The sequence below is a fragment of the Flavobacterium crocinum genome, assembly GCF_003122385.1.
Lineage (GTDB): Bacteria > Bacteroidota > Bacteroidia > Flavobacteriales > Flavobacteriaceae > Flavobacterium > Flavobacterium crocinum.
This window is the reverse complement of the sequence record NZ_CP029255.1, coordinates 3,553,599-3,579,501: the sequence shown is the minus strand read 5'-3', so window position 1 is coordinate 3,579,501 and position 25,903 is coordinate 3,553,599. Positions and strand designations below refer to the sequence as shown.

Here is a 25,903-nt window from a genome sequence, read left to right as displayed (position 1 = left end):
GAGAGGTAAAATGTTTGAGGTTTAACCGCAAAGCACGCAAGTTTTTTTGCTTACAGGATCTTTATAAAAACGCAAAGAACGCAAAGCTTTGTGTTTATTTTTTGCCACAGATTATAAGGATTAAAAGGATTTTTTAATCTGTGAAATCTTTGGCAAAAAAATAAAAATTCGCAAAACTTTAAAAAGAAAACTTGGTGCCTTAGCGCCTTGTGGCAAAAAACGAGCAAAAAAAAATCAGGATTAGCATTTTACACCATCCTGATCTTTTGAATTAAAAATAACCTTCGCTTTTATCTTCTTCCTCTAAAGCCTCCGCCGCCTCTGAAACCGCCACCGTTAAATCCACCGCCGCTTCTTTGGATATTTTGGAAATTTCGGGTTTGCATTTCACCGCGATCTCTGGAAATAGCCGAGCGATCGAGGTCTCTTGTAACATCTGGACGTCCAGCTTCACCAAGCGGTTTATTAGGTTGTCCAAGCGTTTGATCTGCTTTAGGGAAATTATCTCGCATTCCGTCACCCATTCGGGTTTCACCACCTAAATTTTGATTGTCGCGCTGCATACGTTCTCCTGCTCCATTTGCACCAAGACCTTTATTATCGCGCTGAATTCGTTCTCCAGATCCATTAGTCCCAAGTCCTTGGTTAGCTCTATTCTGAATTCCCTCACCCGATTTTTTGGACGAACCTAGAGTTCCCGCTTGTGTCCAGCCGCCGTTTCCGTTATTGTAATGGCTCCAGTTTCCGTTCGCATCTTTTTTATAAATATGTCCGTCGTGACCGGCATAAACATTATTATTGGTATGAATTGTAGTTCCTCCGCCTCTTCTGTGGGTGATTACACCTTTATTTCCGCCCGAAGTTTCATAACCAATTGCCGTTCCGCGTCGGGTTGTGATATGTCCTGTCTGTGCCCATTGATTTCCGTTTGTCGCAGCCGAATGTCCCCATTGTGCATACGCATTATGCCCTTGATTGGTTCTCGCATAATTTCCCGTCCACGGATTATATGTGCTTGCTGCCGTGCGCCCGCCATACCAGCCTTGCACACTTGCAGAACGTCCGTATCTTCCTGTTGCAGGATTATACCAAGCCGAAGTTCCCGCTGCACCATAAGGTCCGTAAACACGTCTTCCTGCAGCATAACCGCCCGTCCACGGATTGTAAACTGCACCGCCTCCGTATGCATAAGGCCACGGACGATAAATTGGATACAGTCCGCCGTAATACATATAAGGCGGATAATACCATCCTGTACCATACGATAATATAGCGCCAAACGTAGCACCAATAATAAAAGCGCCCAAATAACCCGCTGTCGAACTGCTTTCAACAGTTGTATCGGTTGTGGTTTGCGTAACATACGTAACATTATACACCGGCGAACTTGGCGGAATCGTATAAATTTCTTTCGGAACAGAATCGCAGGTTTTCCAAGGCCCGTTCGGACTTGTCGACATAAACCAAACCGCCTGAAAACACAAATAATACAAATCGCCCACTTTTATAATCTTTTCTTGCGTATTGCTTGCATATTGCATTTTCGTTCCCTCAATAGGTTTAAACTGAGGTGTTCCGCCATCATACGATACTTTTACTTTGGCTTCAGCGTCCGATTTCTTCAAAATAGCCGTTGTTGGAACTTGTGCCAGCATTACAGCATCATTCGCTTCCTGTGTTCCAGGCACCGACGACAATACATTGGCACGCGGAGAATCTTTCGGAATTTTAGCAAAATCAGCCGGAAGACTATTTCCTGCATACGACCAAGGCCCTGTCAAATCTTTAGACTTAAACCATCTTCCGGACAATAACACATAATACTGCCCTTTATTTTCGTCGGCAAAAACGTCATTTTCGGTGTTGTCTATGTATAACAATTTCGTTCCCGGAATTTTCTCAAATTTCGGACTTCCATTTACGGCAATCAATTCAGCCGGTTTATTGCTGTAGAAAATCTCTGGAGCTACGCCAGAAGATGGAGGCGGAATCATTTTTTTAACATCATCAAAATTCTGTCCCGAAGGCAGGTTGCTTAACCCCGAAGGTAACTTGGTTGTTTTTGTCCATTTGCCTGCCACATCTTTCGAAGTCAGCCAAATATTCTCTACCAACAGGTAATAATCTTTTGTAGTTTTATCCAAAAACAAATCCCAATTGGTATTGACCACATATTGAATATCCGTTTTTTCTACAGGCACCAAAACCGGTTCTCCCTGCACAATAAGCAAAATAGCTGGGTTTGTACTGTAAAAAATGGTCGGAGGATCATTTTTAGACGCGATTCCCTTAGACGGACTTTTGGTATGACTCAAATCTGCCAAAATACGATCTACCGAAATAGGATCTCCGCTTTTAGGCAATGTTTCTTTAAAGAGCTTTTCCATTTCTGGCACTTTCTTTTTGTCCAGAGCAGGAAAACGGATATCGGTTACCTGAAGATTTTTAATAAAAGCGCTTCGGTTGTCTTTGTCTACCAACGTTTCCGCTTTTAGAGAAGCCACGCCCAAAACCTGTTTTCCGTCTTTTGGAGTCAGCGAAAAAGCCACTCTAGCGGTAATCTCTTTAAAATCTTTCCAGTCGTCAACCTGAGGCTGATAATAAACCAGTTTTGTACTATTATTTTCGGCTTCACGAGGCCAACCACGATCTGCAATTAAGGTCGTATCGGCAGTATCAGACTTTACAGCTTCAGAACCCGACTGCTCTGTCTCTTTATCTTTTTTGCAGGAGAACAAAACCGTACTCAAACAAACTGCAAGTAGTAGAAAAGCATTTCTCATAAATTTTAAGGTTAGATTATTCATTGAAAACTTTTATTCGATCGTCTTATTAAATTGTTCGTATAAAATTAAATTCAACGCATAAATAAAACTAAAAATCAGCCGCTTACTTTGTTTCACATTATAATTTGAAACCAAATAAATACCTCAATGATTCTTCTTTTCCTGATTTAAGATTCTATTCTGTCATAATTAAAGTGAGCTAAAATGAAGTATTGATATTAATAAGGAGCTGATTCCCGCTATCCGCTATATCTTTTGTGGTGAACCCCACCACAAAAGGATGCCGCTACTATCGGGGCTAAGGCACTCGGTTTCAAAAGGAAGTTTTCGGGAAATTAATATTTAAGAATTGTATTACTTTTTAGATTATAAAACCAAGTTGTTTTTTAATATATTTGCGCTTCCTAAATTACAGAAATATGATACTTAAAAAACTTCTTGCCCATGTGGTATGGTGGCGGCATTGGAAACAACCGTAACGCTTCTGTAAGCGTAGGACACCTAAGCTACATGGGTTTTATATTTCCTAAATTACAGAGTTATGAGTACCAAAACCCTTTCAAAAGAAGCCGAAATCGGTCTAATGAATTTCTTCAACGACAGAATTGACCCACTCGATATGGCGAGAGCCATTAGACAGGTAAATCTAACCCTCGCATTGGGCGTTCTAAACGATCAAGAAAACATTCAGCTAAACGCTGCCAAACTTGGAGACAGCTTCTATTGGCTCAATGAACTAGCCGAAATTTTAGATCCTTATCTGGATTTGGAGTAAGTCTTTTTTGAAAAATTAAAACCCTTGGTCTTTTTGGAGATTGAGGGTTTTGTTTTTTATTATCCGTATAAATACTCTTTTTTATTTATTTAAATAACAATATACTTGCCTTAAATATTTTTATTTAAAAATTACGGATTTCCATAAAAATATTATTTACTAAAAAATAATATTTGCTTTGGGATTAAAAATGAAACTTATGATATGTATTCAAATTAAAGATTAATTTAACTGAACATCACAATAATGGTTTTTATATTTGTGATATTCAATTTAATTAGAAATAATATGAACCGCAGCACAATATATTCTATTGGACATGGAAACAAAACTTTGAAAAAATTCATCGAAGAGTTACTCGCCTATAAAATAGAGTTTTTATTCGATGTAAGATCGAAACCATATTCTAAATTTAATCCGCATTTCAATAAGGATTCATTAGAAGCTGAACTTACACAGAATGGTGTAACATATATATATGCTGGTGATTTTTTAGGTGGGCTTCCTAATGATATAACTTGCTACGTAAAAGGAAAGGTCGATTACGAAAAAGTAAAAGAAAAGGATTTTTTTAAAACAGGAATAAATACAATAGTTGAAGCAAATCATGAAAAAATGATAATAGCATTAATGTGTAGTGAAACTAAGCCTGAAACCTGTCACAGAAGTAAATTGATAGGTCAAGAATTATTAAAATACAATATTTCTGTTAATCATATTATTGATTCGAGTTTAATTAAAGATCAAGCAAAAGTGATGAACGAATTCATGCAAGGTAAAAATTTAACAAATCTATTTGGAGATGAACCTTTAACATCTAAAAAGAAATATTAAAACTTATGAAAATTTATACTATTGGTGTTTACAATTCAACTGAAGATATTTTCTTTAAAAAACTTATTGAAAATAAAATTGATACTTTTATTGATGTAAGACAAAGAAGAGGTGTCAGAGGTTCAAAGTATTCATTTGTCAATAGCAATAAATTACAAGAAAAATTATCCTTATTAAAAATAAAATATATTCATCAATTAGATTTAGCTCCAACTAATGAAATTAGGAATTTACAAAAGAAAGCTGATCTAAAAAAAAATGAGCTAAAACAAAGTCGTGAAGAACTCGACAGCTCTTTTAAAAATGCATACAAAAGCACAGTCTTAAACAAGTTTGATTTCCAACACTTTATAAACAATCTTCAAGAACAAAATTCTTCAAAAATAGTTTTGTTTTGTGTAGAAGAAAACTCAAGTGCTTGTCATAGATCTTTAATTACAGAAAAAATAAAAAATGAATTTAACTTAATTATTAATCACTTGTAATGTATGAATGTACTAATCGTGGCAAAAACAAAATGGGGAGACTACTTCTGCATAGGAGGAATTGAAATTACCACAAATAAATATTTACGTCTTATGGATTTAAATGGTGGCTATCAACCATTTAACACTCCTTTTAAGGTTGGTCAGATTTGGAACATTACATACAAACCAACTCCTGGTGTACCTCCACATATAGAAGATGTTCAAGTTATTTCCAAAACACATATTGATACGGTGAACCCAAATCAGTATATTTTAAATAATTGTAAAATCTGGAAAGGTGATCTAAATGATGTTTACGATTTTAAATTAAAATGGAACAATGGAAGAGGTTTCTTAAATGATCCTAATGATCTTCCCATAAACAGTGTTGGTTTTTGGCAAACTGATAAAGATTTAATTTTAGGAGATAATTTTGGAAAGCCTTGTTATAATTACAATTATAATAGCTTTTTAAAAAGAAATAAAAAAATGCCTTATAAAGGAGAAGTTCCCCCTATTGGTAATATTCCTGCTGGGACATTAATAAGACTGTCTCTAGCAAAATGGTGGAATCCACCTGACAATCCTATGATGGAAAAAAGATGCTATCTTCAACTTTCTGGATGGTATTAAAAAGTCCAACATACTAAAATGTTGGACTTTTTAAATATTAACTTCTTTGAACATATCCAAATTAACTTAACATTAGTAATAATTGTTCATCGCTAATATTTGGGAAATTATTTTTAATGTGAGTTTGAAATTCTAAAAGAGAACCATTATATTTTTTAACGAAATCAACCAACTCTCCTTTAGGTTTTTTGAAATGTTTATTAATATTTTTAATAATCGCTCTTCTGGTACCATTTTTTAGTCTATTTATGAATCCTTTTGAGCCATTAACCCTTAATGTTCCTGCTAGAATTTCTTTAGACAAATAATTACTAGATATAAACCAATTAAATGCATTAGTGTAAGCTCTTTCTCCTCCTATCAAAAATTTAGGAACCAATATGATTTTTTTTCCTGCGAATGATGGAAGATTAGCGTCTTTAAACATCCAACAATTTCTAGTGGAATCAAAATATTCAATTTGAACTTTTGAAGTTGGAATGTTATGTAATATACATTGCTCATAAGTGAAATCAGCAAAAATATCTCTGCAAACATTTGCCAAGGTATCAGACATATTATCAGCTCCAATTCCTTTCACCAATAACAAAACATTATGCGCTTCATTTGTTATAGATGCCCCTCCTCTTGCGAAAAGATTATTACTTAATGAATCGAAAATTACTTCAGCCTTAGTGAACCCAATTCCCTTTCCTTTATTAGTCTTAGAATATCCAAATCCATACTCATTTGCTTCCTGCAAATGTGATAGAAAAGCAAGTCCATTTATTCTATCATTAGGAACAATGTAAGTTCTATTCAAATTCTCTAAAAATGACTTACTTCTTAAGTATACTTTTTTAGCTACTTTATTCTGCAAATTATTAGCAATATTGTATGGGTCAATAAAAAGCTCCAAATCACTTCCCAATAAAATATTTACGTGTTCTGTTGATTTTGTGACATTAAAATGTCCATTAAAATTTTTCTTATATTTTTTCATTTTATTTAATTTTTTATAATTCCACTCCTTACAAAATCGGAGTGGAATTATTGGTTATGTTTGATAGCTCTATTTCTTACCTTTACTATCACTTCTGTTACTTCTAATATGTTCTTTAACCTCTATCTTTTTCCCGTCAACAACTTTCGTATATGCAGGAATTCTATTGAATTTCTTTCCGTCTGAGTCTTTAGCCATGATTTTACACCTCCTTTCTAATATTTTGTATTATTAAACTTCTTATATTTACATATACAAGATTCAGTGACAAAGCATTATCTAAATTAAAAATTGCTGAATACTGTCACTGTTTTAAGTATATATTAATATAAACATTCAATAAATTGAGAAAAAGTGAAATAGAAGATATGCTTATGAATTTCTCTTATAAAGGGGAGTTTCCATCAGATGCGCAAAATTCATTTGTGACATTTTATAGAGAATATTCAAAATACCTATATAAGGTGGTGTTTGAAGCAAAGAAAAAATATACTTTTTTAAGAGATGATATTATTGATGATATTGTAAATAATACCTTTCTGAAAATCTATGAGAATCCGTTGTTGTTCCAAATAGATGACTCTCACACAGATATTATTACTGATGCTCGTTTTAAAGCTTACTTAGCTACTATTGCAAAAAATAATCTGAAAGACTTACTAAAAATAGAAATAAAAGAAAATCATTTAAAAATTATTGATGATGAAGAACAAATTTTTAATCCGCCCGAAATTGAAATTGAAGAAAATGTCGAACTTTCTCAAATGAGAACAATCTTGGATGAAGTACTAAATTCATTCAAAGAAAGAGACAAGGCTATTTTACTTACTCTCTATGAATTTTATGAAGAAGGAAAAAATACCCCTTCTGAAACTTTGGATTGGCTTTGCAAAGTTCATAATACCACTAGAGATAATATTAAAGCTATTAAAAGTAGATGTACAAAAAAAATAATTGAGCATTTTAATAGCAAACTGGGAAACGCAAACACAATCTCTAAATGAGCAAACATAATAAATTAATAAAAGTAATTCGATCTCAAGGATATATATTCCCAACTGATGAGGAAAGTGTAATTGAATTTGAAAAAAAATACAAAAAGGATATTGAGGCCATCCAACCAAAAGAATGGGACGATCCTATTAATATTCTTAAAAAAGGGATTATAAACAAAATAGATATTTTACAGGAGAAAAATCCATATTCTGATAATTTAGCCCAAGCTGCCAGAGATGGAAAACAATTGTCTTCAGAAATATTAAAAAAAATGCGAGAAGATAGAAAAAATAATGAATAAATATTTATCGCTACATCGAAAAAAGGAATTATCAGATTTAGCAGAATTTATTGCAAATTCTTATTGTCCAGATAATGTAATAAATCCTGAATATATCGCAACTAAAAATTCTATTTCTTTCTGTTATGGAAATTATGAGCAATATTTCGATGGAATGATTGAACATCTAAACAGTAAGTTTCATATTTATTTGAATATAGATAGATTAAAACATTCTCATACTGTTCGATGTAGGTTTACATTTGCACATGAGCTAGGGCATTATTTTATTGATGAACATCGAAATGCCCTTTCATCTGGTTTAGTGCCAGCTCATAGTTCTTTTACTAATTTTTCATCAGACAAATATGTAGAATGGGAAGCTGATTATTTTGCCTCTTCTTTACTTATGCCAAAAGAACGTTTTCGAAAAGATTGTTTTAAGAAAAAATTTAGTTTTTTATTATTAGATCAATTGGCAAAAAAATACCAAACAAGTTTAACATCTACAGCTATTAAATTTGCTGATATTGGAACTCATCCTATTTTAATAATCTTTGGAGAAGACAATAAGATAAAATGGTATTGGACTAGTGAGGATTTTCCTTTTAAATCAATTCTTTACAATAAGTATAAAATTCCAGAACAAACTGCAATGGGAGAATATTTCAACAAACAAAAGAGATATGAAAAAACTCAAGAAGTATGGGCTATAGATTGGTTTCAGAATGTATCAAATTCCGATACAAATAGAAAATTTTTAGAACATTGTATACCTTATAAAAATCAAGCTTTAAGTATTATCTGGGAAGAATAAATATAATTCCTAAGAAATCAAAATAAAGAGCCTGCATTTCCAGCAAGCTTTTTTTATTTTCAAAGTAACTATAACGATCATCCAAAGTTTATTCCCTGTCCATAATAATATCGGTTCCCACCATAAAACGGCAGTATAAAGTCTTAAATAGGAAAACATTTTAGCATGATCTCTTGTTTCCCATTTTATTCTTAGACGACCTTTTATATCATACACCTATCTCAATCAATAATTATAAATTATTTTTATAACTACTAAAAATTATTAATTTGATTAATAAATACCTTCCCTATACCTTTGTCTCATCAAAATCAAAGAAACGATTTGAACATCTTAAAAAATAACTTTAAAAAATTAGCAATCATGAAATTTACAAGAAGAGCAAACGCAAACTGGAAAGGTACAGGAATGGAAGGAAAAGGAACCATTAGTACACAAAGCACCACTTTAGATAATGCACAATTGTCTTTTAAAACACGTTTTGAGCAAGGTGTTGGAACCAACCCTGAAGAATTAATCGCAGCAGCACATTCTGGCTGTTTTACCATGCAGTTAAGCTTTTTATTGTCTGAAGCTGGTTTTGTTCCAGAAGATTTAGACACAACCGCTAAAGTAACTTTTGAAGACGGAACTATCACTTTAATTGCTTTAGAACTTACAGGAAAAGTTCCTGGAATTTCTGCAGAAGATTTTCAGCAAACTGCTCAAAAAGCAAAAGAAATTTGTCCTATTTCTAAATTGCTGAATACGGAGATTACTTTATCTGTTACACTTAGTTAAATTCCAATTCTTTTAAATTCCAAATTCCAAATCTTTGTGGAGTTTCTTGCGGAGAATTGCTTCCCCTGTTTGCTATCGCTCGAGTCCAAATTCCAACTCTCGGTGGAAAATTGGAATTTGGGATTTCAAAATTGGAATTTGTTTTAATTCTAAAATCTATAATCTATAATCTAAAATAAAAATGAAAACACTATATAAAAGCTATTTAGCATTCGCAGCAATGATCTTTAGTTTATTATTGACATCAGTTCAGGTAAACGCACAAAAAACAGCTCCAAAAATTAAAAACGTAGTATTGGTACACGGTGCTTTTGCAGACGGTTCGGGGTGGAAAGGTTTGTATCAGGCTCTAACTAAAAAAGGCTATAATGTAACGATCGTTCAGAATCCGTTGAGCTCTTTGGAAGATGATGTAAAAGCAACCAATTTGGCTTTGGACAAACAAGACGGACCAACAATTTTAGTTGGACATTCTTGGGGAGGAACTGTAATCACTGAAGCGGGAAATCACCCGAAAGTAGCGGCATTGGTTTACGTTGCGGCTTTACAGCCTGATAATGGCGAAAATTCGGTTCAATGGTTGCAAACTGCACCTCCAGCTCCTGAAAATGGCGTATTGAATCCAGACGATAAAGGAATCGCGTATTATGATAAAGCAAAATTCCACGCTGGTTTTGCAGGAGATTTAAGCAAAGAAGATGCTGACTTTATGTTTGCTTCGCAAGGTGCTTTTTATGCTCAAGGTTTTTTAACTCCAATTACAAAAGCAGCCTGGAGAACTAAACCTTCGTACGGAATTGTAGCAACTGAGGATAAAAGTATTGTTCCGAGCATTCAGCACGCAATGTACAAACGTTCGAACACTAAAATCACTGAAATTAAAGGAAGCCATGTGGTGTTTATTTCTCAGCCGGAGAAAGTTGCCAATGTGATTGTTGAAGCATCTAAAAATTAAATTCCAATATTTTAAATTCCAAATTCCAATGAATTAGGAGAAATTTCAAATAAAAATTCCAAATTCCAATTACTGTATAACTTGGAATTTGGAATTTTTAATATTGGAATTTTTAACGATACTTGCTAACCTCTTTAATAAAATAAGGAGAATCGTTCCAGCGGATTTTTCTGTAACTAAAATCTTTTTTGAGCGATTCGGGAAGGCAGTTCCAGATAGCTTCGTTCATTTTTTCGAGCAATAATTTCTTAGAGAAAGAATCCGAAACTACTAGGCTGATTTCTCTTACGGGAACGGGTTCTTTAAAAGGTTTAAAAAGTGCGCCCGTTTCGTTTAAAGTAGAAAGCTTTGGAATAATCGCAAATCCTAAATGGGCGCGAACCAGATTTTTTAAGGTTTCTATAGAATTGATATCGTAGGTAAACTGCTCTTTTATTTTGTCGGATGTTTTTAGTCCGCAGATATCGAGCAATTGCGCGTTGTAGCAGTATTCGTGATGCAGGAGCAATAATTCGGTTTTGTCGCCGGGCTGCATTTCGTAAAATTCTTCATTCGCCATTGGATGCGTCTGATTTAAATAGGCTACAAAAGGCTCTTTAAAAACAACATGCTCAATTAAATTTGGATTTCCTGTTGGGGTTGCCATAATCGCTACATCGATAGCACCTGTTTCCAGATCTTTCATTAAATGTCCGGTATAACCTTCTTTAATAATAAAATGCACTTTTGGCGCCGCTTCTTTCATAGCCTGAATAAAAAGCGGAATCAAATAAGGTGACAAAGTGGAAATAATGCCAAGTTTCAACTCTCCTTCCAAAAGATTTTTTTCGTTGATTACAAAATCACGAATTTCATCGACTTCACGAAGAATCTTTTTGGCTTTATTGATAATTTCAATTCCTAAAACAGTTGGCGTTAACGGAACTCTGTTTCGATCAAAAATCTTGATTCCGATTTCTTCTTCCAGATTTTTTAACTGAATCGTAAGGCCTGGCTGTGTTACCATACAAACTTCGGCCGCTCTTGCAAAATGGCGTTCTTCGTCTAAAGCAACAATATATTTTAACTGTTGAATGGTCATTCTTTTGAGGTGCTAAGATACTTAGATGCTAAGGTACTAAGTTGTTGAGTTTTTACAGTGAAAACTTTGTCAAAGTTTGAAAATTTGACAAAGTGCTCTAAAAGCGTAAATTATTTAGAATGAAAATAATTATCATCTTTTTCATAGAAAATTGAATCCATACTATACAATTTATCGTACATTAACAAAATGGATTAAGGGAATGCTGTAAATTCAAATGGAGTAGTTTTTGGAGCATATTGAGTTTATCATTCCTAAATGAAGTTTTTTTCAAAGTAAACTAATTTGAAACAAAAAAGCGATCACCTAACCGATCGCTTTTTCTTTTTACTTAATTAAGAGTTGATTTTGATTTAAGCCAAAACCATTCCGCCATCCATAATAACATCAGCACCGGTCATAAAAACTGCAGCTTCACTGCTTAAATTCGAAACCATTTTTGCCACATCTTCTGCCCTTCCCATTTGTTTTAGTGGCACTTTTTCTACTACAACATCCATAATGCCTTTTACGGTGGTTTCGTCCAAACCAACTTTGTTCATGACTTCGGTTTGAGTTGGCCCCGGACTAACGGAATTCACACGAATCTTTCTTGGCGCTAATTCTAAAGCTGCCGATCTCATAAACGAATTCAAAGCGGTTTTACTCGCCGAATAAACCGAAGATCCCGGCCCCGGCATACTCGCAGTATTCGAAGAAAGAAATACCACCGAAGCACCCTCTTTCAGAATCGGGATGAATTTGCTTAAAGTGAAAAAAGCGCCTTTTAAGTTCACATTCATAATATTGTCGTACAACTCTTCTGTAGTTTGTTCAATTGTTCCCAAGCCCGCAATTCCGGCATTAATAAACAAAATATCAACTGAACCAAAATCGGTTTTTACTTGTTCTGCCAGTTTTTCGATATCCGAAATATTTGATTGATCTGCTGTAATGGCTGTAACGCCTAGTCCTAAAGCAGCTTTTTCTATGGCTTCTTTCCTTCTTCCTGTAATAATTACGTTAGCACCTTGCTCTTTTAATAATTGGGCTGTAGCATATCCTATTCCGCTGTTGCCGCCCGTTATGACTGCCACTTTATTTTTTAAATCGTCCATTTTATATGTTTTTTAAATTAATGAGACAAAGGTAAATCCAAAATGGTATAACTTTGTAACCAGTATCACAGAGTATACCAGAAGTACATTTTAACATTAAAAAGGTACCCAAAAATCAGTTTTATGCAAAAGCTAGTTTTTTATGTTAAATATAAAGTTCGTATTTTTTGTTTTTTTAGTTAAAATTCTTCGATTTATTCAGATTTACAACTCATTTTTCTTAATTTATTTTTAAAACTTCATTAAACGCCTGTTAAATCTTAATAAGAATTCATTGAAAATTCTGAAGAAAAAGGTATATTTGAGTAATACTGAATTTTATTATCGTGCAAGAAAAAACAAAATCACATAGTTTTATATTTCCAAAAACTCCTACTGGAGTCGACGGACTAGACGAGATTACGGAAGGAGGATTTCCGCAAGGACGACCAACCTTAATCTGCGGTGGCGCTGGATGCGGCAAAACATTATTATCGATGCAATTCCTTATTAAAGGGATTACAGAATATGACGAACCTGGAGTTTTCATGTCTTTTGAAGAACCTTCGGACGATCTTACGCTAAATGTTAAATCATTAGGCTTTGATTTAGAACAGCTTAAAAAAGATAAAAAACTGGTTGTAGATCACGTCCGTGTGGAAAGATCGGAAATTGAAGAAGCAGGCGAATATGATCTGGACGGCTTATTTATTCGTTTAGGACACGCCATCGATTCTATAAAAGCCACTCGTGTTGTATTGGATACCATTGAATCGCTGTTTGCTGGTTTGGACAATCAGGCTATTTTACGGGCAGAATTACGAAGATTATTCCATTGGCTTAAAACCAAAGGCGTAACTGCCGTTATTACGGGAGAACGCGGCGAGGCTACACTAACCCGTCAAGGCTTGGAAGAATACGTTTCGGACTGTGTAATCGTTCTCGATCATCGTGTCATTGAACAGGTTTCCACCAGAAGGCTTCGAATTGTAAAATACCGAGGTTCAACACATGGAACGAACGAATATCCGTTTTTAATTGATGAAGATGGAATTTCCGTACTTCCGATTACTTCTTTGAAATTGGATAACGAAGTTTCGTCAGATATTATTTCTACAGGTGTTCCCGGACTCAACGAAATGTTTCATGGCGGCGGGTTTTATCGCGGCAGCAACATTTTGGTTTCCGGAACGGCAGGAACGGCTAAAACAACAGTTGCCTGTTATTTTGCCAATGAACAATGCGAAAAGAACGAAAGAACGATTTATTTCGCTTTTGAGGAATCACCACATCAATTGGTGCGCAACATGAGATCAATCGGAATTGATCTGGAAAAACACATCAAGAAAGGCATTTTGCAAATTCATTCTTCCCGTCCGTCATTGAATGGTCTGGAACTGCATTTGCTTACGCTTAGAAAATTAATCAAAGAGTTTGAGCCTACTACAATTATTATTGACCCGATCAGTAATCTTATTTCCGTAGGAAGCGAACATGAAGTCCGCTCTATGCTGGTTCGATTAATCGATATGCTGAAAGCCAATAATATTACGGCTATGTTTACGTCATTAAACAAACAGACGGATAATTTTAGACCAGATCTGGCAGAAGAATCGGTTTCGTCATTGGTTGATACCTGGATTACAGTTCGTGATATGGAGGGAATTGGCGAAAGAAACCGCGGAATTTTTATTATTAAAGCCCGCGGAATGGGACATTCTAACCAAGTGAGAGAATTTATCATAACAAGTAACGGAATTGAATTACTGGATGTAGAATTAGGCCCACAAGGGATTTTAACTGGTGCCGCAAGACAATCTTATCAATTCAAAAAAACCATGTCTGACATTAAGCTTCAAAACGAAATCAGCAGAAAAGACAGGGAAATTGAACGTAAACGCAAAGTTCTTGAAGCTAATATTGAAGCTTTAAGAAATGAATTTGAATCGGCAGAAGAAGAACTGAGTATCCTTAAAGCAACAGAAGAATTGCAGGAAAAACTGTCTTCTAAGAAAAAATAAATCAAATGAAAAAAGAAGTAGCCGAATGGCAATTATTGCTTTATATAGCAGGGCAAACGCCAAAATCGATCAAGGCACTCGAAAACATAAAGAAGTATGCCGAGGAACATTTAAAAGGAAAATACAGCATCGAGATTATCGATTTACTGAAGAATCCGCAATTGGCAGAAGGCGATCAGATTTTGGCCGTACCTACTTTGGTGCGTAAATTTCCCGAGCCTATTCGTAAAATTATAGGTGACCTTTCTAATGAAGAAAGAGTGCTTGTAGGGCTTAACATCAAACCTATAAACTCTTAATCATGGAAGATTCATCTGATGGCACTAGTACAACCAAACATAAGTTTACACTTTTTGTTTCCGGTATGTCTGTTAAATCAGGACATGCAATCGAAAATATACGCAAAATCTGCGACACCTATCTCACGGACAATTATGAATTAGAAATTGTCGATATCAGTCGTGATAAAGAACAAGCTGTAATTCATCAAATTGTAGCCATTCCGACATTGATAAAAACACAGCCGGAACCTAAAAGGATTATTCTGGGCGATTTATCAGACAAAGAAAAAGTATTATACATACTTAATTTAAGCCAGTAATTTGAAGGAGAATAAAAAAGATATAGCCGATTTATTAGCAGAAATTGAATCATTAAAGGAAGAACTTTATGAATCAAACAGCATTGTTAATGCCATAAAACAAGGAGATGTAGATGCGCTTGTGGTAAGCAGTAACGGAGTTCCCGAGATTTATTCTCTGGAAACTGCCGATTACACCTATCGTCTTCTTATTGAAAAATTTGGCCAGGGCGCATTAAGTATTACCAGAAAGGGACTTATACTGTATTGCAATGAATATTTTTCGAAACTAGTCGGCATTCAATCAGAAAAAATAATAGGGAATTACCTGAATGAATATTTTGTGAATCCTGAACAGTTTGTTTCGTTAATTGAAGCATTACGATACGGCATCACAACGCATGAAATTCTTTTTAAATCGGAGAACGAAAAACAGACTTTTCCAGCTTATATTGCCTTAACTGACCTTGAACCTGCCGTAGAAGCAATTGGTATTGTAATTACAGATTTGACGGAGAAGAAAAAGCACGAAGAAGCTTTAATTCGCCATCAGAAAGAACTAGAAGAAAAAATACATGAGTTGAATAAAACCAATCGCAATCTGGAAGAATTTATTCATGTGATCTCGCACGATTTAAAAGAACCGCTGCGGAAAATCGTAATGAACACCAGCAGGATTGACGGAAGTTATTTTAAAGAAGCCGACGCAAAAGCCATTAACGTCATGAAATTATCGGCCTTGCGTTTGAATTCACTTGTCGATGATTTGGTTCAATATTCGTCCCATACGGCGCAGGAAGAACGTACCGAAATAAATCTGGAAACTATAATTGCTCAGGTTATTGAGGATTTTGAAGTTGTAATAGCAGATAAAAAAGCACATATCAAAACTGGAAAACTACCCATAATCAAAGCTTCCAGAGTACAGATGAGACAGCTTTTTTCGAATCTTATTTCAAATGCGATCAAATACAGCAAAGCCAATATTGCTCCCATGATAGAAATTTCGCAGGAAGAAAATTTAGATGCTGAAATACCAAATCAAAACGCTAAATTTGTAAAAGTGCAGATTAAAGATAATGGTATTGGAATGGAAGAAAACCACTTGCTCAAAATCTTTATCATTTTTCAGCGTCTGCATGCCCGAAATGAATATTCAGGAAACGGTATTGGTCTCGCAATCTGTAAAAAGATTATGGAAAACCATTCCGGAATCATTACCGTTGAAAGCACATTGAACGAAGGCACAACATTTAACCTTTACTTCCCAATCGTATAAAATGCCACAAAAGTACAACTTACATATCATAATTGCCGAAGATGACATGGACGACGCCGATGTTATCACAGAAACTTTTACCAATAATCCCAATTTTAGCAAAGTCAGCCTTGTTGCCAATGGCGAAGAATTGCTGAATTATCTCAAAAATCCTTCTAACGAAAATCCCGATGTTATTCTTACCGATATCAATATGCCTATTATTGACGGTATCGAAGCTTTACAACAGATTTTGAATACTAATGAATTAAAAAACATTCCGTGTTTTGTGTATTCAACAAGCATTAATCCGTCTTATAAAGAAAAATGCGATGATCTGGGTGTAAAAGCGTATCTGATTAAACCGTATTCATTTGAAGCTTTTGCTGAAATTCCGAAAACTATCCTAAGCATTATTCAAGCTTAGATTTCGTTTCATATTAAACTCTTTTTTTTCATTATTTTAGATTTATGGTATAACTTTGTAACCAGAAAATTTTTCTAACTAATGCTGTTTTGTTATGGAAAGAAACCAGAAAGAAGAAGTACAGGCACTTCAGGACACTTTACATGTTTTGGGCGGTAAATGGCGACTGCCGATTATAAACTCCATTTGCAACGGAAACAATCGTTTCAGGGAAATCGAACGCAGTATTCCTGGAATTACAACGCGCATGCTTTCGAGAGAATTGAAAGAAATGGAACTCAATATGCTCATTAAAAGAACTGAAGACCGCGATGCTGAAATTCAGGTTAAATACGAATCAACACCATATTGTAAATCTTTTGGTCCTGTAATCGAAGAAATGATAAAATGGGGAAAATCGCATCGCGAAGAAATAATTCGAAACTCTTAAAATATTCTCCTGCAGATTTCGCAGATTTTGCAGATTATACAAGTCAAAAAAAATCTGCTTGATCAGCTGAATCTGCGGGAGAAATACACATAGCCTCAATTAAAAAATTAGCACCAAAATTAAATCATCGAGAGCTCTTAAAAGCACAACAACATTTTGACTAAAGAATAATAAAAGCATAATGTAAAAAACTTAAAAAGTGCTTAAAAATGTAGTTTTTTATGATTTTTAGCTATAAAAATCCTATCTTACAGAAAAGACAAAAGCCGATTCTGTTGGCCCTATCGGCATTATGGTTATCAATTTTAAAAACTACAAAAAATGAAACAATTATTACAATGGACCATCATTATCCCTATCCTATCATGGGCTCTCCTATTTAGCGGACTGATAAAAGACAGCACTGTTTTTCAAATTGCTGCGAGTATATTGCTTATTCTTAGTGTAATGTCAGCCGTTCATCATTCTGAAATCATTGCAGAACGCGTGGGAGAACCTTACGGAACCATAATTTTGGCTATTTCTATTACTGTAATTGAAGTTTCTATAATTGTCTCTTTAATGCTTTCTGAAGGTTCTGAAGCTGCTTCTTTAGCCAGAGATACCGTTTATGCTGCGACAATGCTGATTTTAAATGGTATTATCGGATTGTGTCTTCTTATTGGAAGTATCAAACATTACGAACAGAATTTCTCCACTTCCTCGGTAACTATTGGTTTGGTTTCATTGATTTCTATTATTGTCTTTACTTTAGTGTTTCCTACATTTACCGAAAGTGTTCACGGTTCTTATTACTCAACACCTCAATTAATCTTTGCTTCTATTGCCTGTCTGGTTATTTACGGCTCTTTTTTATTTGCACAGACAAAAGGTTACCGTCAATATTTTCTAACGAACGGAACGAATGAAGATGAATCGAAAACACATCCAATAGAAATCAATAATAAAACATTTTATACCAGTCTTGTTTTTCTTTTAGTCAGTTTAGGAATTGTGGTTTTATTAGCCAAAACGCTCTCGCCTACAATTGAAACTATTATTATAGGCTATAATCTTCCTAAATCATTAGTTGGAGTTATTATCGCGATTATCATTTTATTACCCGAAGCCATTGCGGCTATTATTGCGGCCAGAAAAAACAGATTGCAGACAAGTTTGAATTTAGCTTTAGGTTCTGCCCTGGCCAGTATCGGATTAACAATTCCGAGTGTTGCCACAGTTTGTATTATTATGGGAATGCCCATTGTATTGGGACTCGATATAAAATCTATTGTACTTTTGGCTTTATCTGTTTTTACCGTAATGCTTTCTCTTAGCAAAGGAAAATCGAATATTGTCTATGGCGTTGTGCTTTTAGTGAATTTGTTTGCTTTTATGTTTTTGATGATTTATCCTTGATTTTTTTAATACATAAGTTTGCGTTTAAAATATCCTCTCGCAGATTTAGCTGATAAAGCAGATTTTTTTGATCTGCAAAATCTGCGAGAGAAATATAAACAGTCATAAATTAACCTTTGTCAAAGTTCAAAACTTTGGTAAAGATTGAGACGATGTTAATTATTAAAAATGAAATGCCTTTTTTAAGCGTTCCAAAAAACTATCCCGAAGCTTCGTGACTATGTATTTAAAAAATATTCTCCACGAATTCAACTTTGTCAAAGTTCGAAACTTTGACAAAGTTTAAGGCACTCTGGAATTGAAAAAACCATTTCATCAATTACAACGATATAGTTCAAAAACAGTCTTATAAGTGTATTTTCAACACCTATAAAAGTATCACAATAAACACCAAAAGTGAACGATTTTACCCCTCGTTTTTCATCATTTTTCTCTAACTTAGCGGTCTACATTTTGAAATGTAAGATTAAAATAACCATTGTTTTGTTGCAAAACATTGAATGAAAAAGAATTACCATACTTTCTCTTACTTTTTGCTGCAAAACATTTCTTCTAATAATTTAGTTAATTGAAAACTATGAGCAAATTTGATTTTGGAATTGTAGGACTCGGTGTAATGGGCCGTAACTTACTTTTAAATATCGCCAGCCATAACTTTGCGGCTGCAGGTTTAGACTTAGACACAGAAAAAGTCAACTCTCTTCAACAAGAAGCCGATGCCAATCACACTATTGAAGCTACAACAGATGTAAAACATTTTGTGGAGCTTATTCAACAGCCAAGAGCGATTATGATATTGGTTCCTGCGGGAAAACCAGTTGACAGCGCTATTGCAAGCTTACTGCCTCATTTAGATAAAGGAGACATCATAATCGACGGTGGAAACACTTATTTTACAGATACAGACAGAAGATTCTTAGAATTGTCTGAAAAAGGAATCCACTTCTTCGGAATGGGAATTTCCGGAGGAGAAAAAGGAGCTCGTTTCGGTCCTGCTATGATGCCGGGAGGAGATCAAAAAGCATACGAAAGACTGCGTCCAATTTTTGAAGCAATTGCTGCAAAAGTGGAAGGTGAACCTTGCGTTGAATATTTAGGAAACGGTTCGGCAGGTAACTATGTAAAAATGGTTCACAACGGAATCGAATACGGAATCATGCAGTTGATTTCTGAGATTTATGACTTAATGAAAAGAGGTTATAACTTGGATGATGAAACGATTCAGAAAACTTTTGAAGAATGGAACCAAACCGATGATTTAAGATCTTATTTGATTGAAATCACCGGAAAAATCCTGAAACAACAAGACGAAGACGGAAGCCTTCTTATCAATAAAATTTCGGATTGGGCAAGATCAAAAGGTACAGGAAAATGGACTTCGCAAAATGCAATGGATTTACAAGTTCCCGTTCCAACTATCGACGCAGCGGTTAACATGCGCGATATGTCTAAAACCAAACCGGAAAGAATTGAAGCTGCTCAAAAATTAGTTTGGGAATCTAATCCTAGCGATATTAATACAAGCGAAGCAATTGCTGCTTTGAAATCGGCTTTATACTTTTCTATTGTAGTTACTTACGCTCAAGGTTTAGCTCAGCTTCACACGGCTTCTAAAGAATACAACTATGGATTAAATCTGGAAACGGTTGCTAAAATCTGGCGTGGCGGATGCATTATTCGTGCGACTATTTTAGAAGATTTCAGAAAGGCATATGTAGCAAAATCAGATTTACCAAACTTATTACTGGACAATGGAATTGCTTCAAAATTAACCCAAAACCAGGCAGGAATGCGTGCCGTGATTCAATTTGCGGTGCAAAAAGGATTACCAATTTCAGGATTAATGAACTCGCTGGCTTATTTTGATGCTTACAGATCTGCTAATTTGCCAACCAATTTAATTCAGGCACAACGTGATTTCTTTGGTGCGCATACTTATGAGCGTATCGATAAAGAAGGCGTTTTCCATACACAATGGGCTGAATAAGCAAACTAAAAAAAACAACACAACCACACACAATGACTAAAAATAAAAAAATGAATCCAACTATTATTGTAATTTTTGGAGGAACCGGAGACTTAGCCAAAAGAAAGCTCTTTCCCGCATTTCAAAATCTGTACCTCGATGGCCGTATGTCTGAGAAGTTTCAGATTATTGCGCTTGGTAGAGCTCAAAAAAGCGATGAAGAATTCCGCAGTTATGTTTTAGAAAACCTAAATACTTTTTCCAGAAAAAAAGGGATGTCAGATGCAGAAACAGAAAAGTTTCTTAATCACATAACCTATCACAGTCTGGATATTGACAAAGAAGAATCATACATTGGGTTAAACGAAAAAATCAACAATTTTGATCTGGCTTTTGGTGAACGTGCCAATCGTCTTTTCTATCTTTCGATTACGCCTTCGTTTATTTCAACGATTTCGAGCAATATTAAAAAAATCGGCCTTGCGGCAAATGCTAAACAAGACCGAATTATTATTGAAAAACCATTTGGTTACGATAAAGCCTCTGCAATTGGGCTGAATGAAATGCTTTCGCAGACTTTCAAAGAAGAGCAGATTTACAGAATCGATCACTATTTAGGAAAAGAAACCGTTCAGAATATTTTGGCTTTCCGTTTTGGAAATTCTATGTTCGAGCCATTATGGAGTCGCAATTTCATTGATTTTGTTCAGATTACCGTAGCAGAAGAAGTCGGCGTTGAAGAACGAGGCGGATTCTATGAAGGTGTCGGAGCCTTAAAAGATATGATCCAGAACCATTTGTTTCAGATTCTATGTATGACAGCTATGGAAGCGCCTGCTTCGTTAGCAGCGGACGACATTAGAAATCGTAAAGCAGATGTTTTAAAATCAATTCGCCGAATCAAACCTGAAGAAGTAGATCACTACATTGTAAGAGGTCAGTACGATGCGGGAACAATTAACGGGAAACCAGTACCAGGCTACCGTCAGGATAAAGGAATTGCACCGGATTCTAATACAGAAACATATGTCGCAATGAAAATTTATCTGGACAACTGGAGATGGCAGGGAATTCCGTTCTACTTGCGTTCCGGAAAAAGAATGGAAGAAAAACAATCTTCTATTATTATCCAGTTTAAACCGGTTCCGCATTCTTCATTTTCTTATGGAAAAGAAGGAAGCACACCAAACAGATTAATTATCAATATCCAGCCTTCGATGGACATTAAACTGCAGTTTATGACCAAAAAACCTGGTTTATCAATGTCGTTAAGACCAGCAGAAATGGTATTTGACTATTTTGCTTGTTCAACAATGTCGCCCGAAGCTTATGAAACCTTATTGGCAGATGCTCTACTAGGCGATCCTACTCTATTTATGCGTTGGGATCAGGTAGAAGAAGCATGGGATGCAATTGATACAATTCAACAAGTATGGAAAACAACTGCACCAACTAATTTCCCTAATTACAAAGCGGGAAGCTGGGGACCCGAAGAAGCTGATGAATTATTGGCCCGTCAGGGACACAAATGGATTCCGAACACACAAAATGTTAAAAAAGAAGAAGTTTTAAATGGTACAAGTATACAATAACACAGACGAAATAAATACTAAAGCAGCAGATCTTTTTACAGAATTGGCTCAGAAAGCCATTGCTTCTAAAGGCAAATTTACAGCAGTTCTTACAGGAGGCTCTTCTCCGGCAGGAATCTATAAATTATTGGCTTCTGATGCTTACAAAAATAAAATCGACTGGAGCAAAGTTTATATTTTTTGGGGTGATGAACGCTGGGTTCCACTTAATGATGATTTAAGCAATGCTAAAATGTCTTATTCGACTTTATTAAGCCACGTTCCTATTCCGCAGGAAAACATTTTTGAAATGTACAAAGATGGCGTTACACCGGAAGCTTATGCAGTGGAATACGAAAAGTCTATCAAAACTGTTTTAGGCGAAGAAGGTAAATTTGATTTGATTTTATTAGGCATGGGAGACGACGGACATACGGCTTCTCTTTTTCCGGGCGAAGCAGTTTTGCAAGAGCAAACCAAATGGGTTGATGCTTATTATTTAGCTCCGCAGAAAATGTATCGTATTACGCTTACGGCTCCGTTAATCAACAAAGCCGAAAAAATTGTTGTAGTCGCTTTTGGAGAAAAGAAAATCAACGCTTTAAAAGAGGTTACAACTGGCGAATACAATCCGACTTTATATCCAATGCAATTGATTAAACCGGTTTCGGGTGAATTATTGTTTTTGGTAGATAAAGTGGCTGCTGGAACAAACTAAGAAATTGTTTTTATAAAATATCCATAAGGTCTATGCTGAAAAGTATAGACCTTAATTTTTTTCACGCAGATTTAAAAAAGATTTAGGCAGATTCAGCAGATTTTCTATAATATAATCTACTTAAATCTGTTTAAATCTGCAAAATCTGCGTGAAATCTAAAATCTTGTTCAAAAAAGTGTATAGTACTGAAAAGCAATTATTTACAAAACATAATTCTTTTTTATTTAATTTTGTTTTTAATATACTCCTATTCAGCATCTTATACTATACACCTCCATTTTGTTCTTAAAAGCTTTTACACTGATTATATAATTTCAAATCCATTTTGCAATGAAATATAATTACTCTCTAATAGCTGTTTTTCTTCTTTTGACTTGTTGTAAAGATAAAAACACTGAACCCAAATCAGTTGATAAAGTAAATGCCGTAAAAAGCTGTTTTGTACCCCAAACCAATGATAAAGATTGGTACACACAAAACAAAAAAGCACCTAAATTTAAAGGCTTAGAAGGTGTGTCTTTTAAAATTTCCACCAATAATCCAGAAGTGCAGGAATATTTCAATCAAGGATTAATGCTTGCGTATGGATTTAATCATGCCGAGGCCGCGCGGTCTTTTTATGAAGCAAGTCGTTTAGACCCAAATTGTGCCATGGCTTATTGGGGATTTGCTTATGTTTTAGGTCCAAATTATAATGGCGGAATGGAAGAAGATAATTTCCAAAGAGCATATGAGGCAGTTCAAAAAGCAAAAAAACTTTCTGCCAAATGTTCCCCAAAAGAAAAAGCAATGATAGATGCGTTAACGGTACGATACGCAGCCAAGCCTCCATCTGACAGAAAGCCTCTTGATATTGCTTACTCCGAAGCGATGAAAAAAGTTTACAATCAATTTCCTTCAGATCCGGATATCGGAACGCTTTATGCCGAATCTTTAATGAATTTACATCCTTGGGATTTGTATGAAAAAGATACAGAAATACCAAAAAAATGGACTCCGGAAATACTTATGGTTTTAAACGAACTCATTAAAAAAAATCCGAAACATCCAGGAGCACATCACTATTTAGTACATGCTTTAGAATCTTCTGCCTATCCTGAAAAAGCTATGCAAAGCGCTAAATTACTGGAAACTCTGGTTCCGGGTTCCGGTCATTTGGTTCATATGCCTTCACATATATACATTCGCACGGGAGATTATCATGAGGGAACACTTTCAAACATTGAAGCCATTAGAGTTGATAGTCTTTACACCACTGTCTGTCATGCACAAGGCGCATATCCTCTTGCTTATTATCCGCATAATTATCATTTTTTAACGGCAACCGCAGCTTTAGAAGGAAAGTCAAAATTGGCTTGGGAATCGGCGTTGAAACTGCAAGAACATATTTCGCCAAAAATCATGCGGGAGTCTGGCTGGGGAACCTTACAACATTATTACAGCATTCCGTATTACATAGCGGTAAAATTCTCCATGTGGGACAAGATTATGGCGCTTCCGGAACCTAAAGACGATATTGTTTATCCAAAGGTAATCTGGCATTATGCAAAAGGAATGGCTTATTTGGGAAAAAATGATTTGGCTAATGCCGAAAAGCAACTGACTTCGCTCAACATTTTAGTCCAAGATAAATCTTTGAAAGAAATTACTATCTGGAATATCAATACAACATACGATCTTGTTCAGATTGCATCCAATGTACTTTCGGGCGCAATTGAAGCGAAAAAGAATAATTTAGAGCAATCCATTTCATTTTTAAATAAAGCTATAGAAATCGAAGATCATCTAAATTACAACGAACCGCCTGACTGGTTTTTCTCTGTGAGACATTATTTAGGTGCTGTTTTACTTAATGCCGGAAAATACAATGAAGCTGAAAAAATCTACAAACAAGATTTAAAAACTTTACCCAAAAATGGTTTTGCATTAATCGGACTTTATAATGCTTTAACTTTGCAAAAAAAACAAAAAGAGGCTTTAAAAATTAAAACTGATTTTGATAATGCTTGGCAACATGCTGATTTACAGATTAAGTCTTCAGCTAGTATTGTGGATTAGAATTATTCAGATATAAAATCTTTTATGCAATCAATTCTCTACCAACTCAATATTCATTGTCTTTATCAAACCATCTTCAAAAGTATAAACATGTTTTACCAATCCGTCAAAGATTAAACTTCCTTGAAGATCTTTTACATTTTGCTGTACCAGAACTTCCAGACTTCCGTTGTCTCTTTCTACAAAACCAACAGGTTCAACTTTTGCATTAATTTCAGCCCATTGTCTGGTCCAGTATTGTCTGATTTCTTCATGACCGCTAATATAACCGCCTTCCCAGGCTTTCGACCATTGTACATCTTCCTGCATTGTAGATAAACAGTTTTCTATATTTCTTTCGTTGAAAGCATTGTAGGCCTTTGCAATAACTTCTTTATAATGATTTAACATCTTTTCTGATTTTGTATTTTCTGTTTAACTAAAGTAGAGATATTTCTTCTCAAAACAGATATTCTAAAAAAAATTAAAAATTCTTCCTCTAAATATGTCTTGTTGGCAGCCATTAAGAAAATGCAAGAGCCGGAAGGTCTACATGCCGAATTATTTTAATATAACAATTGGTTCTACATCAAAAACAAATTCATCTATGGGTGTTCTTTCTTCCCATTTTTCTTCCAGTTCAATTTCTTCAACCTCATAAACAGGATCATAGCCATGACGATCATAATCTTTAAAATGAATTTGTGCTTCTGCTAATGGTCTAATTCTATAAAATCCTGTATCTAATATATCCTCAATGAAAAATTTAAAACCTTTGTATGTACAATATGTACTTACTTCAAAAGCACTTTCGATATCATTAAAAGTGACTTCTTTATATACTTTATTTTTTAATTCTATATCATCATATTTTTTAAAACCTTTACTTAATAGTTCCTCATTATAATCCGTTTGTAAAACATACATATTATCTGCTTCCCAAAATTTGCAGTATATTTTCTTATGCCTGGCATATAACCCATTTCTTATCATTTCTAACTGTTTTTATAAATAGTGCCACAGAAAAGGGTTCG

Annotated in this window: 27 protein-coding genes; 20 read left to right on the top strand and 7 right to left on the bottom strand. The window is 34.8% G+C overall.

Annotated features, from left to right (window positions below):
- Nucleotides 1-290: 290 nt before the first annotated feature.
- A complete protein-coding gene (locus tag HYN56_RS16015) occupies nt 291-2,807 on the bottom strand; it encodes a hypothetical protein (protein WP_109193099.1) in 2,517 nt (838 codons plus the stop codon).
- A gap of 520 nt (nt 2,808-3,327) precedes the next feature.
- On the opposite strand from HYN56_RS16015, the gene HYN56_RS16010 reads away from it, so the two are divergent.
- The 4 genes from HYN56_RS16010 (at nt 3,328) to HYN56_RS15995 (ending at nt 5,495) form a co-directional block, all read left to right on the top strand.
- On the top strand, nt 3,328-3,561 hold the full coding sequence (locus HYN56_RS16010; protein WP_095931884.1) for a hypothetical protein: 234 nt from the start codon (nt 3,328-3,330) through the stop codon (nt 3,559-3,561).
- 288 nt (nt 3,562-3,849) lie between these two features.
- A complete protein-coding gene (locus tag HYN56_RS16005; protein WP_167398322.1) occupies nt 3,850-4,395 on the top strand; it encodes a DUF488 domain-containing protein in 546 nt (181 codons plus the stop codon).
- A 5-nt stretch (nt 4,396-4,400) separates the two neighbouring features.
- The gene (locus HYN56_RS16000) at nt 4,401-4,880 is read left to right on the top strand and encodes a DUF488 domain-containing protein (RefSeq protein ID WP_109193097.1); all 480 of its coding nucleotides are present in this window, start codon (nt 4,401-4,403) and stop codon (nt 4,878-4,880) included.
- 3 nt (nt 4,881-4,883) lie between these two features.
- Nucleotides 4,884-5,495, top strand: coding sequence for a dual OB domain-containing protein (locus HYN56_RS15995; RefSeq protein WP_109193096.1), 612 nt, complete (start codon nt 4,884-4,886; stop codon nt 5,493-5,495).
- Nucleotides 5,496-5,556: 61 nt separating this feature from the next.
- On the opposite strand, the gene HYN56_RS15990 is transcribed toward HYN56_RS15995, so the two are convergent.
- Both HYN56_RS15990 and HYN56_RS25245 read right to left on the bottom strand, forming a co-directional pair.
- Nucleotides 5,557-6,477: a hypothetical protein gene (locus HYN56_RS15990; RefSeq protein ID WP_109193095.1), complete on the bottom strand. Its 921-nt coding sequence runs from the start codon at nt 6,475-6,477 to the stop codon at nt 5,557-5,559.
- Nucleotides 6,478-6,546: 69 nt separating this feature from the next.
- Entirely contained in the window at nt 6,547-6,675 is a 129-nt protein-coding gene (locus tag HYN56_RS25245; RefSeq protein ID WP_262510123.1) for a hypothetical protein, read from the bottom strand.
- A gap of 146 nt (nt 6,676-6,821) precedes the next feature.
- On the opposite strand from HYN56_RS25245, the gene HYN56_RS15985 reads away from it, so the two are divergent.
- The 5 genes from HYN56_RS15985 to HYN56_RS15960 all read left to right on the top strand — a co-directional run bounded on the left by HYN56_RS15985 (nt 6,822) and on the right by HYN56_RS15960 (nt 10,305).
- Complete coding sequence (locus HYN56_RS15985; protein WP_109193094.1) at nt 6,822-7,481, top strand: RNA polymerase sigma factor; 660 nt, start codon at nt 6,822-6,824, stop codon at nt 7,479-7,481.
- Nucleotides 7,478-7,774 (top strand): hypothetical protein, encoded by a 297-nt coding sequence (locus HYN56_RS15980; RefSeq protein WP_109193093.1) that lies wholly within the window; start codon nt 7,478-7,480, stop codon nt 7,772-7,774. Before HYN56_RS15985 ends, HYN56_RS15980 begins: the two co-directional genes overlap by 4 nt.
- On the top strand, nt 7,767-8,570 hold the full coding sequence (locus HYN56_RS15975) for an ImmA/IrrE family metallo-endopeptidase (protein WP_109193092.1): 804 nt from the start codon (nt 7,767-7,769) through the stop codon (nt 8,568-8,570). The genes HYN56_RS15980 and HYN56_RS15975 overlap by 8 nt, the downstream gene beginning before the upstream one ends.
- A 363-nt stretch (nt 8,571-8,933) precedes the next feature.
- Entirely contained in the window at nt 8,934-9,350 is a 417-nt protein-coding gene (locus tag HYN56_RS15965) for an OsmC family protein (RefSeq protein ID WP_109194830.1), read from the top strand.
- A 181-nt stretch (nt 9,351-9,531) separates the two neighbouring features.
- Entirely contained in the window at nt 9,532-10,305 is a 774-nt protein-coding gene (locus HYN56_RS15960; RefSeq protein WP_109193090.1) for an alpha/beta hydrolase, read from the top strand.
- Nucleotides 10,306-10,417: 112 nt separating this feature from the next.
- Here HYN56_RS15960 and HYN56_RS15955 read toward each other — a convergent pair whose 3' ends face one another.
- The gene (locus tag HYN56_RS15955; RefSeq protein WP_109193089.1) at nt 10,418-11,386 is read right to left on the bottom strand and encodes a hydrogen peroxide-inducible genes activator; all 969 of its coding nucleotides are present in this window, start codon (nt 11,384-11,386) and stop codon (nt 10,418-10,420) included.
- A 353-nt stretch (nt 11,387-11,739) separates the two neighbouring features.
- Nucleotides 11,740-12,483 (bottom strand): SDR family oxidoreductase, encoded by a 744-nt coding sequence (locus tag HYN56_RS15950; RefSeq protein ID WP_109193088.1) that lies wholly within the window; start codon nt 12,481-12,483, stop codon nt 11,740-11,742.
- A 326-nt stretch (nt 12,484-12,809) separates the two neighbouring features.
- Between HYN56_RS15950 and kaiC the strand changes: the two genes are divergently transcribed.
- The 11 genes from kaiC to HYN56_RS15895 all read left to right on the top strand — a co-directional run bounded on the left by kaiC (nt 12,810) and on the right by HYN56_RS15895 (nt 24,890).
- On the top strand, nt 12,810-14,483 hold the full coding sequence (gene kaiC / locus HYN56_RS15945) for a circadian clock protein KaiC (protein ID WP_109193087.1): 1,674 nt from the start codon (nt 12,810-12,812) through the stop codon (nt 14,481-14,483).
- A gap of 5 nt (nt 14,484-14,488) precedes the next feature.
- The gene (locus HYN56_RS15940; protein ID WP_095927489.1) at nt 14,489-14,782 is read left to right on the top strand and encodes a circadian clock KaiB family protein; all 294 of its coding nucleotides are present in this window, start codon (nt 14,489-14,491) and stop codon (nt 14,780-14,782) included.
- A 2-nt stretch (nt 14,783-14,784) separates the two neighbouring features.
- Nucleotides 14,785-15,084 (top strand): circadian clock KaiB family protein, encoded by a 300-nt coding sequence (locus HYN56_RS15935; protein ID WP_109193086.1) that lies wholly within the window; start codon nt 14,785-14,787, stop codon nt 15,082-15,084.
- Nucleotide 15,085: 1 nt separating this feature from the next.
- Nucleotides 15,086-16,342, top strand: coding sequence for a sensor histidine kinase (locus HYN56_RS15930; protein ID WP_109193085.1), 1,257 nt, complete (start codon nt 15,086-15,088; stop codon nt 16,340-16,342).
- A gap of 1 nt (nt 16,343) precedes the next feature.
- The gene (locus HYN56_RS15925; protein WP_109193084.1) at nt 16,344-16,748 is read left to right on the top strand and encodes a response regulator; all 405 of its coding nucleotides are present in this window, start codon (nt 16,344-16,346) and stop codon (nt 16,746-16,748) included.
- A 94-nt stretch (nt 16,749-16,842) separates the two neighbouring features.
- Nucleotides 16,843-17,178 carry a winged helix-turn-helix transcriptional regulator gene (locus tag HYN56_RS15920; RefSeq protein ID WP_109193083.1) on the top strand — a complete coding sequence of 112 codons (336 nt, stop codon included), beginning with the start codon at nt 16,843-16,845 and terminating at the stop codon, nt 17,176-17,178.
- 321 nt (nt 17,179-17,499) lie between these two features.
- Nucleotides 17,500-18,576 carry a calcium:proton antiporter gene (locus tag HYN56_RS15915; RefSeq protein WP_109193082.1) on the top strand — a complete coding sequence of 359 codons (1,077 nt, stop codon included), beginning with the start codon at nt 17,500-17,502 and terminating at the stop codon, nt 18,574-18,576.
- A 577-nt stretch (nt 18,577-19,153) separates the two neighbouring features.
- Nucleotides 19,154-20,563 carry an NADP-dependent phosphogluconate dehydrogenase gene (gndA, locus tag HYN56_RS15910; protein ID WP_109194829.1) on the top strand — a complete coding sequence of 470 codons (1,410 nt, stop codon included), beginning with the start codon at nt 19,154-19,156 and terminating at the stop codon, nt 20,561-20,563.
- 32 nt (nt 20,564-20,595) lie between these two features.
- Nucleotides 20,596-22,134 (top strand): glucose-6-phosphate dehydrogenase, encoded by a 1,539-nt coding sequence (gene zwf, locus HYN56_RS15905; RefSeq protein WP_109193081.1) that lies wholly within the window; start codon nt 20,596-20,598, stop codon nt 22,132-22,134.
- Entirely contained in the window at nt 22,115-22,831 is a 717-nt protein-coding gene (pgl, locus tag HYN56_RS15900; RefSeq protein ID WP_109193080.1) for a 6-phosphogluconolactonase, read from the top strand. Before zwf ends, pgl begins: the two co-directional genes overlap by 20 nt.
- Before the next feature lie 331 nt (nt 22,832-23,162).
- The gene (locus HYN56_RS15895) at nt 23,163-24,890 is read left to right on the top strand and encodes a tetratricopeptide repeat protein (RefSeq protein WP_109193079.1); all 1,728 of its coding nucleotides are present in this window, start codon (nt 23,163-23,165) and stop codon (nt 24,888-24,890) included.
- A 30-nt stretch (nt 24,891-24,920) separates the two neighbouring features.
- Here HYN56_RS15895 and HYN56_RS15890 read toward each other — a convergent pair whose 3' ends face one another.
- Nucleotides 24,921-25,280, bottom strand: a complete 360-nt coding sequence (locus HYN56_RS15890; RefSeq protein ID WP_109193078.1) for a nuclear transport factor 2 family protein — start codon at nt 25,278-25,280, stop codon at nt 24,921-24,923.
- Nucleotides 25,281-25,430: 150 nt separating this feature from the next.
- Entirely contained in the window at nt 25,431-25,862 is a 432-nt protein-coding gene (locus tag HYN56_RS15885) for a guanylate kinase (protein WP_109193077.1), read from the bottom strand.
- Between the last annotated feature and the right edge of the window lie 41 nt (nt 25,863-25,903).

Coding starts and splice junctions, on each gene's coding strand:
- HYN56_RS16015 (WP_109193099.1), bottom strand. CDS start 2,807: ATGAATAATCTAACCTTAAAATTTATGAGAAATGCTTTTCTACTACTT.
- HYN56_RS16010 (WP_095931884.1), top strand. CDS start 3,328: ATGAGTACCAAAACCCTTTCAAAAGAAGCCGAAATCGGTCTAATGAAT.
- HYN56_RS16005 (WP_167398322.1), top strand. CDS start 3,850: ATGAACCGCAGCACAATATATTCTATTGGACATGGAAACAAAACTTTG.
- HYN56_RS16000 (WP_109193097.1), top strand. CDS start 4,401: ATGAAAATTTATACTATTGGTGTTTACAATTCAACTGAAGATATTTTC.
- HYN56_RS15995 (WP_109193096.1), top strand. CDS start 4,884: ATGAATGTACTAATCGTGGCAAAAACAAAATGGGGAGACTACTTCTGC.
- HYN56_RS15990 (WP_109193095.1), bottom strand. CDS start 6,477: ATGAAAAAATATAAGAAAAATTTTAATGGACATTTTAATGTCACAAAA.
- HYN56_RS25245 (WP_262510123.1), bottom strand. CDS start 6,675: ATGGCTAAAGACTCAGACGGAAAGAAATTCAATAGAATTCCTGCATAT.
- HYN56_RS15980 (WP_109193093.1), top strand. CDS start 7,478: ATGAGCAAACATAATAAATTAATAAAAGTAATTCGATCTCAAGGATAT.
- HYN56_RS15975 (WP_109193092.1), top strand. CDS start 7,767: ATGAATAAATATTTATCGCTACATCGAAAAAAGGAATTATCAGATTTA.
- HYN56_RS15965 (WP_109194830.1), top strand. CDS start 8,934: ATGAAATTTACAAGAAGAGCAAACGCAAACTGGAAAGGTACAGGAATG.
- HYN56_RS15960 (WP_109193090.1), top strand. CDS start 9,532: ATGAAAACACTATATAAAAGCTATTTAGCATTCGCAGCAATGATCTTT.
- HYN56_RS15955 (WP_109193089.1), bottom strand. CDS start 11,386: ATGACCATTCAACAGTTAAAATATATTGTTGCTTTAGACGAAGAACGC.
- HYN56_RS15950 (WP_109193088.1), bottom strand. CDS start 12,483: ATGGACGATTTAAAAAATAAAGTGGCAGTCATAACGGGCGGCAACAGC.
- HYN56_RS15940 (WP_095927489.1), top strand. CDS start 14,489: ATGAAAAAAGAAGTAGCCGAATGGCAATTATTGCTTTATATAGCAGGG.
- HYN56_RS15935 (WP_109193086.1), top strand. CDS start 14,785: ATGGAAGATTCATCTGATGGCACTAGTACAACCAAACATAAGTTTACA.
- HYN56_RS15925 (WP_109193084.1), top strand. CDS start 16,344: ATGCCACAAAAGTACAACTTACATATCATAATTGCCGAAGATGACATG.
- HYN56_RS15920 (WP_109193083.1), top strand. CDS start 16,843: ATGGAAAGAAACCAGAAAGAAGAAGTACAGGCACTTCAGGACACTTTA.
- HYN56_RS15915 (WP_109193082.1), top strand. CDS start 17,500: ATGAAACAATTATTACAATGGACCATCATTATCCCTATCCTATCATGG.
- gndA (WP_109194829.1), top strand. CDS start 19,154: ATGAGCAAATTTGATTTTGGAATTGTAGGACTCGGTGTAATGGGCCGT.
- zwf (WP_109193081.1), top strand. CDS start 20,596: ATGACTAAAAATAAAAAAATGAATCCAACTATTATTGTAATTTTTGGA.
- pgl (WP_109193080.1), top strand. CDS start 22,115: ATGGTACAAGTATACAATAACACAGACGAAATAAATACTAAAGCAGCA.
- HYN56_RS15895 (WP_109193079.1), top strand. CDS start 23,163: ATGAAATATAATTACTCTCTAATAGCTGTTTTTCTTCTTTTGACTTGT.
- HYN56_RS15890 (WP_109193078.1), bottom strand. CDS start 25,280: ATGTTAAATCATTATAAAGAAGTTATTGCAAAGGCCTACAATGCTTTC.
- HYN56_RS15885 (WP_109193077.1), bottom strand. CDS start 25,862: ATGATAAGAAATGGGTTATATGCCAGGCATAAGAAAATATACTGCAAA.